Below are 5,526 nucleotides of genomic sequence, written 5' to 3'. Positions count from 1 at the left end.
AAACAATTGCTAAGGCGGCTATTGCAGTGGGAGCCGACGGACTCTTTATTGAAACTCATCCGGATCCTTCCAAGGCAAAGTCAGATGGTGCAAATATGCTCAATCTTGATCTTCTTGAAGACTTGCTGAAAAAATTGATTCGGATAAGGGAAGCGATTATTTAAAATCCATCATGTTCTTAACTTGCCCGCTTTTGGCATGTTCTACTGATCACTTTTGAACTCGTATTTAATTTCCCATTTGAACTCTTCGCCAGGCAGCGCTTTAACTTTTATAAAGGGCTCAGGGCTTATAGTTGTTGGTATTGACCAGAACATAAAGTTTGAAAGAGGGCGGTCGGACGTTATTCTCACTCCCGCACCCGTTTTAGAGTTTTCCACGGTAAAATCGTAATCCTTAACGCGGTCACCGGTAAATCCTTTTGGAAATTCCATGGTGCTTTGACCTTTCGTGAGCTCCTTGAGATAAACCAGTTGGTTATTAGCAAACTTTATTAGATTATTTCCGGCAGGCTTACTCGTGATCTCAAAAGGAAGAGTTACTGTGAAGTCCGGACCGGTTGGTTGTTTGTCGATTACAAAGAAGTTGTGGTTAAATACGCTGGTCTCAATAGCATTCTTCCCTATATTTTTTAAACTATGCGACAGGATGAGTTCTGGCTTTCCTTTAACCAGGCTAAGTGTCTTTTTATAAAGATATGAATACCCCTTATCGTCGTGAAGCTCATGGATAAAAACTATCCGGTCCTTCTTTTTTTCAATCTTCCATTCTCCACCGTTTACAATTTCAAACTTACTTGAGAAGCGGTAGGGGTTTGCGTTTACTTTCCTTAGTGTTCCTATCCCGATCTTAATAAAAGTTTCACCTGGCTGGGCGTTTTCATATCCTATGGGGTCAAATGCTTCGACTGGCCCCTGAATCGCATCGTGAACTTTGGGATCATGGTTAGGATACCATTGGCCGAAAAATTCATGATTATTGTATTTTAAACTCGATACAACACCTGCCCAATCGAAACGTGTGCCCTGGTAAAAACCTTTCTTATGGTCAGGCAGATAAAGTTTGACATCGATTAAGCCATTGGTTATTGTGGCCTCAGGGTATTGGGGAAAAGCATTCAATGCCGTTAACAGCAAAATACTTAATAAGGCTTTCTTCATGGAACAATATTTAGAAAAACGATTTCCAGGGGTTGAAATTGCCAAACCCTATACTCTGTGGTGATCTGCTTTCCAGTTTTTTATTGTCTTCTTGATCTCAACAGCTGTTAAATTGTCTTTCAGTGCCCTGTCAATAAGCGGAGGGAATTCCTCATCGGAAGCAAATCGAAGCGCAATGATTTGACCCATTCGTAGACCGGCAGGCAAGGGACTGCCGGTTAGCAAATAATACCGGAAATTTTCTTCAGCCCGAATGGCCCTGTCCTGAGCCCTGAGCGGAAACAACCTTACATAAGCATACATGATTGATCCGCAAACAAATAATAACAAGATCAAACTCGCCGAATACAAATTTGGGCTATGCAACGACATGTATAAATTCACTGACGAACCAATCAGTCCTGCAACTAGTAAAATAAGCAGCACCCCATGAAATCCAGTTACTAGGCGGGCGTGGTTTTTGAAGTTTTGTTCCATATTATTTCTTAATGATTTTAAATTCTGTACGTCTGTTTATCTTTCGATTTCCGTCTGAGGAATTGTCGTTTAGAGGTTTGCTTTCTCCATAACCTTTAAAGCTAAGCTTCGCAGCCGGTATTTTGTTGAGTACAAGATAGTCATAAACTGTTTTCGCCCTGCTTTCTGAGAGCAACTGGTTTGAGTTATCGTCGCCAACATTATCGGTATGGCCAGCTATTTCTATCGAAACCCCGGGGTTTTCTTTTAAAAATGTGATTAACTGGCCTAGTTCTGTTCTTGATTCGGGAAGAAGGTCAAATTTATTAGTCTCAAAAAATATGTTATTCAAAACTACCATTCCCCCAATTTCTAATTTCTCCAAGGGTACTTCAATCAAATAGGGTTGAAGTGCCTGTTTCTGGTCGGGTGTAAAATTGTGAGAATAAAATAAGTAGCCAGGCTTCGATACATTTAACGCGAACGAGTTTCCGGAGGTTATAGTTGCAAGAAATTCGCCCGCGACTGGATCTGTTATATCATCAAAAGCAAAACCTCCGGATTTTAAATTAATGATTTGGATTTTTGCCTCCAGTGGCTTTTTGGTAGTTTGATCGAAAACTATTCCTTTAACATAGGTTACAGGCTTCGGGCGTAGCTTCTCAGGCATTTCAAAAGAATATATATCAAATCCACCTGCGCCACCCTGCTTATCTGAAGCAAAGAAAGCAAGATTACCCATACTGTTGATACTTAGTCCGCTCTCCTCACCAAATGTGTTTATTGGATAACCCAGGTTCTGCGGCTTTTCCCAGGATGCCTTCGGATCACCAGCATTGGCTCTTCGGCTTACGAAAAGGTCTTTACTTCCAAGTCCGGGCCAGCCGTTAGAAGAAAAATATAGTGTTTGATCATCCGGATGAATAAATGGAGAATGTTCGTCGTAAGGGGTGTTGATATCGGGTCCAAGGTTGACCGGTACACTCCATGATCCTTCAGGCAACAAATCTGATTTCCACAGATCATAACCTCCCTTGCCGCCCGGGCGCGTACTGACAAAATATAAAGTACGCCCGTCTGCGCTGATTGAAGGCTGCGATTCCCAGCCGCCGGTATTTATCGGAGCGCCTATGTTAAATGGCCTGCTCCATTCCGAACCTTCCCATTTCGAAATGTAGATATCACACCGACCAAGTCCGTCAGGACGGTTGCATCCTGTAAAGAATAAATAGTTTCCGTCAGGCGTGATACACTGCGCTCCCTCGTTAAATTCAAAAGTGTTAATATTAGCGCTCAAAGATTTTGCGAGGAGCCATTTATCCTGATTCTTGACGCTCGTATAGAAATCTTCATTATTACTAGCTTTTCGGGTGAATATAATTTTCTTTTCATCAGCAGTGATAACCGGAAGATACTCGTCCTGAGGAGAATTAATTCCGGAACCCATATTAATGGGCTTGAAGCTAACCGGTGTTTTGATGGCTAACAAGCTGAAATTACAGTCTGCAATATATTTGGCAGTTTTGATTTTGCTTTCGTCACTTAAACCTGGAGAAGTCGCATATTTCCTAAAATGTATTAAAGCATTGGCGTAATCGCCAGTATTTAATTCACTCTCGCCGAGACCGAAATAGGTGTGAACATAAAATTCCGGATTGATTTCAATTACCTTCCTGTAACTCAGAACAGCATTAGGATAGTCACCAAGTCTCCGGTATAAATCGCCCAGCTGCTGATAGGCGGCGGTGAACTGACTATCTTCGGCAACCGCTTTCTTCAATTCTGTTACAGCCAAATTATAGGCTTTATCTCCAATATATTTGTTGGCCTGCACATAGGATTTCTGAGCCAGCTTATTTTGAGATGAAGTAGCGGTCTGGCCAAAGCACAGACTGGTGCACAGACATAGAATTAATACGAAGTTTTTTTTCATAGAAAAGCACGAAATGTGAAGTTAAAAAATTTACTCCACAGATTATTTTGATTGTATTATAAACTAAGATATTTTAATAGTGATTTAATACAAGAATATCCTCCGGCAGGCGGAATTAATACTTTGCATATAGAGAGACTATATGTCCCCAACCAGATCTCAGAGTAATCTGTTTACGCTTTTTAGGATGATTTGTTACGGTATGTTGAGAAACTTATGTGTCTGCAGGGAGATTTCCCATTTGGGGTTTTGCATAACATAATCTATTATCAAAGGCACAATTTCTGCTGATTTAGACCATTCAGGTTGCAGATAAAGTTTGCAGTTTTCTGATACATTTTGCGCATGTTCTTCAGCCCAGGCAAAATCGCTTTTATTAAATACAATTACTTTAAGTTCACCAGCTACAGGGCTAATTTCCGGTCGTGGGGATTTGAATTTTTTAGGAGAAAGACAAATCCAGTCCCAGCTGCCGGAGAGGGGATAAGCTCCTGAAGTTTCAATAAAGGTTTTAATCCCTCTTCTTTGAAGTTCTGAAGTAAGATAATCTAAATTATAAATTAAGGGTTCCCCTCCAGTTACGACAACAGCTTTACCCGGATATTTCTCTGCACTTCTAACGATTTCATCAACAGCAGTCAGCGGATGTAATTCCGCGTCCCAGCTTTCTTTTACATCACACCAATGGCAACCTACATCGCAACCACCCAGCCGGATAAAATATGCTGCTTTCCCCGAATGAAAACCTTCACCTTGAATAGTGTAGAATTCTTCCATTAATGGTAATAAAGTGCCGTCAGGCGGGATTTGATGTGCCATTTTGTAATTTAGGATGCAAATATACTTAGTTTAGCGTTTAAGGGCGTTATTAATACACATTGCTACATCCGAGTGACACATAATATGAGATGGTTTAAAGTTTTTTCTACAAATGTTCTGAACGGGGATGATTTTGTAAAACGCATTGATGTGTCTGGAAGGAAACTTTGCGCCGTTAAGAGGGGGGAAAATTTGTTCGTCATACAAAATAAATGTCCTCATGCTGGTGCCGATCTTAGTACGGGCAAGTGTGTAAACGGAAAAATAATTTGTCCTTATCACAGGCACGAGTTTGATCTCGTTACGGGACGCGGAAAAGCGGGTCAGGGGAATTATGTTAATACCTATCCAGTTGAAAAACGCGATGACGGAATTTACGTTGGATTAAAAGATGACTGGTGGAAATTCTGGTAATTAGTAAATCTCCTTCTTTGCAGAGGCAAGTGTATTTTTAAGAAGACCAACTATCGTCATTAAACCAACTCCTCCCGGAACAGGAGTAATCCACGATGTTTTTGGCGCTACATTTTCAAAATCAACATCGCCGTACAATTTATAGCCGGATTTCGTTTCACTTGAAGTTTCGCGATTCATCCCTACATCAATAACAATCGATCCTTCTTTGACCATGTCAGCAGTAATGAAATTTTTCTTTCCTATTGCCACTATTAGAATATCAGCATCAAGGGTGTATTTTTTAATGTCGGGCGTTCTGCTGTGACAAACAGTTACTGTACAATTGCCCGGGTTGGTATTACGGGCCATCAAAATACTCATGGGAGAGCCCACGATATTACTTCGTCCTACCACTACACAATGTTTTCCAGCGGTGTCGATGTTATACTCTGCAAGCATTAAAAGAATACCATAAGGTGTTGCTGGCAGGAAGGAGGGAAGATTACGTTGCATGCGACCCAGATTCACGGGATGAAATCCATCCACATCTTTTTCCGGAGAGATGCGCTCAGTGACTTTGTCGGCAGAAATATGTTTAGGAAGCGGAAGCTGAACAAGAATGCCGTCAATTGCCTGATCCCCATTCACTTGCTCAATTTTCTTTAAAAGTTCTTCTTCAGTTATGCTAGTTTCAAAGCGATGAAGTGTAGAGTCGAAACCCACCTTCTCACAATTCTTTATTTTACTTGCAACATAGGTTTC

6 protein-coding genes and 1 pseudogene are annotated in these 5,526 nt (G+C 41.0%); 2 read left to right on the top strand and 5 right to left on the bottom strand.

Going from position 1 to position 5,526, the window contains the following annotated elements; genetic code table 11:
- A pseudogene (locus WBJ10_RS04035) lies at positions 1 to 164 on the top strand (3-deoxy-8-phosphooctulonate synthase); the annotation flags it as partial.
- A 39-nt stretch (positions 165 to 203) separates the two neighbouring features.
- Here the strand turns inward: WBJ10_RS04035 and WBJ10_RS04030 are convergent.
- The 4 genes from WBJ10_RS04030 to WBJ10_RS04015 form a co-directional block, all read right to left on the bottom strand.
- Positions 204 to 1,160, bottom strand: a complete 957-nt coding sequence (locus WBJ10_RS04030) for a hypothetical protein (RefSeq protein ID WP_424288267.1) — start codon at positions 1,158 to 1,160, stop codon at positions 204 to 206.
- Positions 1,161 to 1,208: 48 nt separating this feature from the next.
- Complete coding sequence (locus WBJ10_RS04025; protein WP_424288266.1) at positions 1,209 to 1,637, bottom strand: DUF6526 family protein; 429 nt, start codon at positions 1,635 to 1,637, stop codon at positions 1,209 to 1,211.
- A gap of 1 nt (position 1,638) precedes the next feature.
- Positions 1,639 to 3,549, bottom strand: a complete 1,911-nt coding sequence (locus tag WBJ10_RS04020; protein ID WP_424288265.1) for an OmpA family protein — start codon at positions 3,547 to 3,549, stop codon at positions 1,639 to 1,641.
- Positions 3,550 to 3,744: 195 nt separating this feature from the next.
- Positions 3,745 to 4,368, bottom strand: a complete 624-nt coding sequence (locus tag WBJ10_RS04015) for a 7-carboxy-7-deazaguanine synthase QueE (RefSeq protein ID WP_424288264.1) — start codon at positions 4,366 to 4,368, stop codon at positions 3,745 to 3,747.
- A gap of 84 nt (positions 4,369 to 4,452) precedes the next feature.
- Here WBJ10_RS04015 and WBJ10_RS04010 point away from each other — a divergent pair, with 84 nt between their 5' ends.
- Positions 4,453 to 4,782 (top strand): Rieske (2Fe-2S) protein, encoded by a 330-nt coding sequence (locus WBJ10_RS04010; protein ID WP_424288263.1) that lies wholly within the window; start codon positions 4,453 to 4,455, stop codon positions 4,780 to 4,782.
- Here the strand turns inward: WBJ10_RS04010 and WBJ10_RS04005 are convergent.
- Positions 4,783 to 5,526, bottom strand: a 744-nt coding sequence (locus tag WBJ10_RS04005) for a bifunctional 5,10-methylenetetrahydrofolate dehydrogenase/5,10-methenyltetrahydrofolate cyclohydrolase (protein WP_424288262.1), incomplete at its 5' end; no start/stop codon positions are given.

The organism is Daejeonella sp., from assembly GCF_049655485.1.
Lineage (GTDB): Bacteria > Bacteroidota > Bacteroidia > Sphingobacteriales > Sphingobacteriaceae > Daejeonella.
This window is presented reverse-complemented; position numbering and strand designations above follow the sequence as displayed.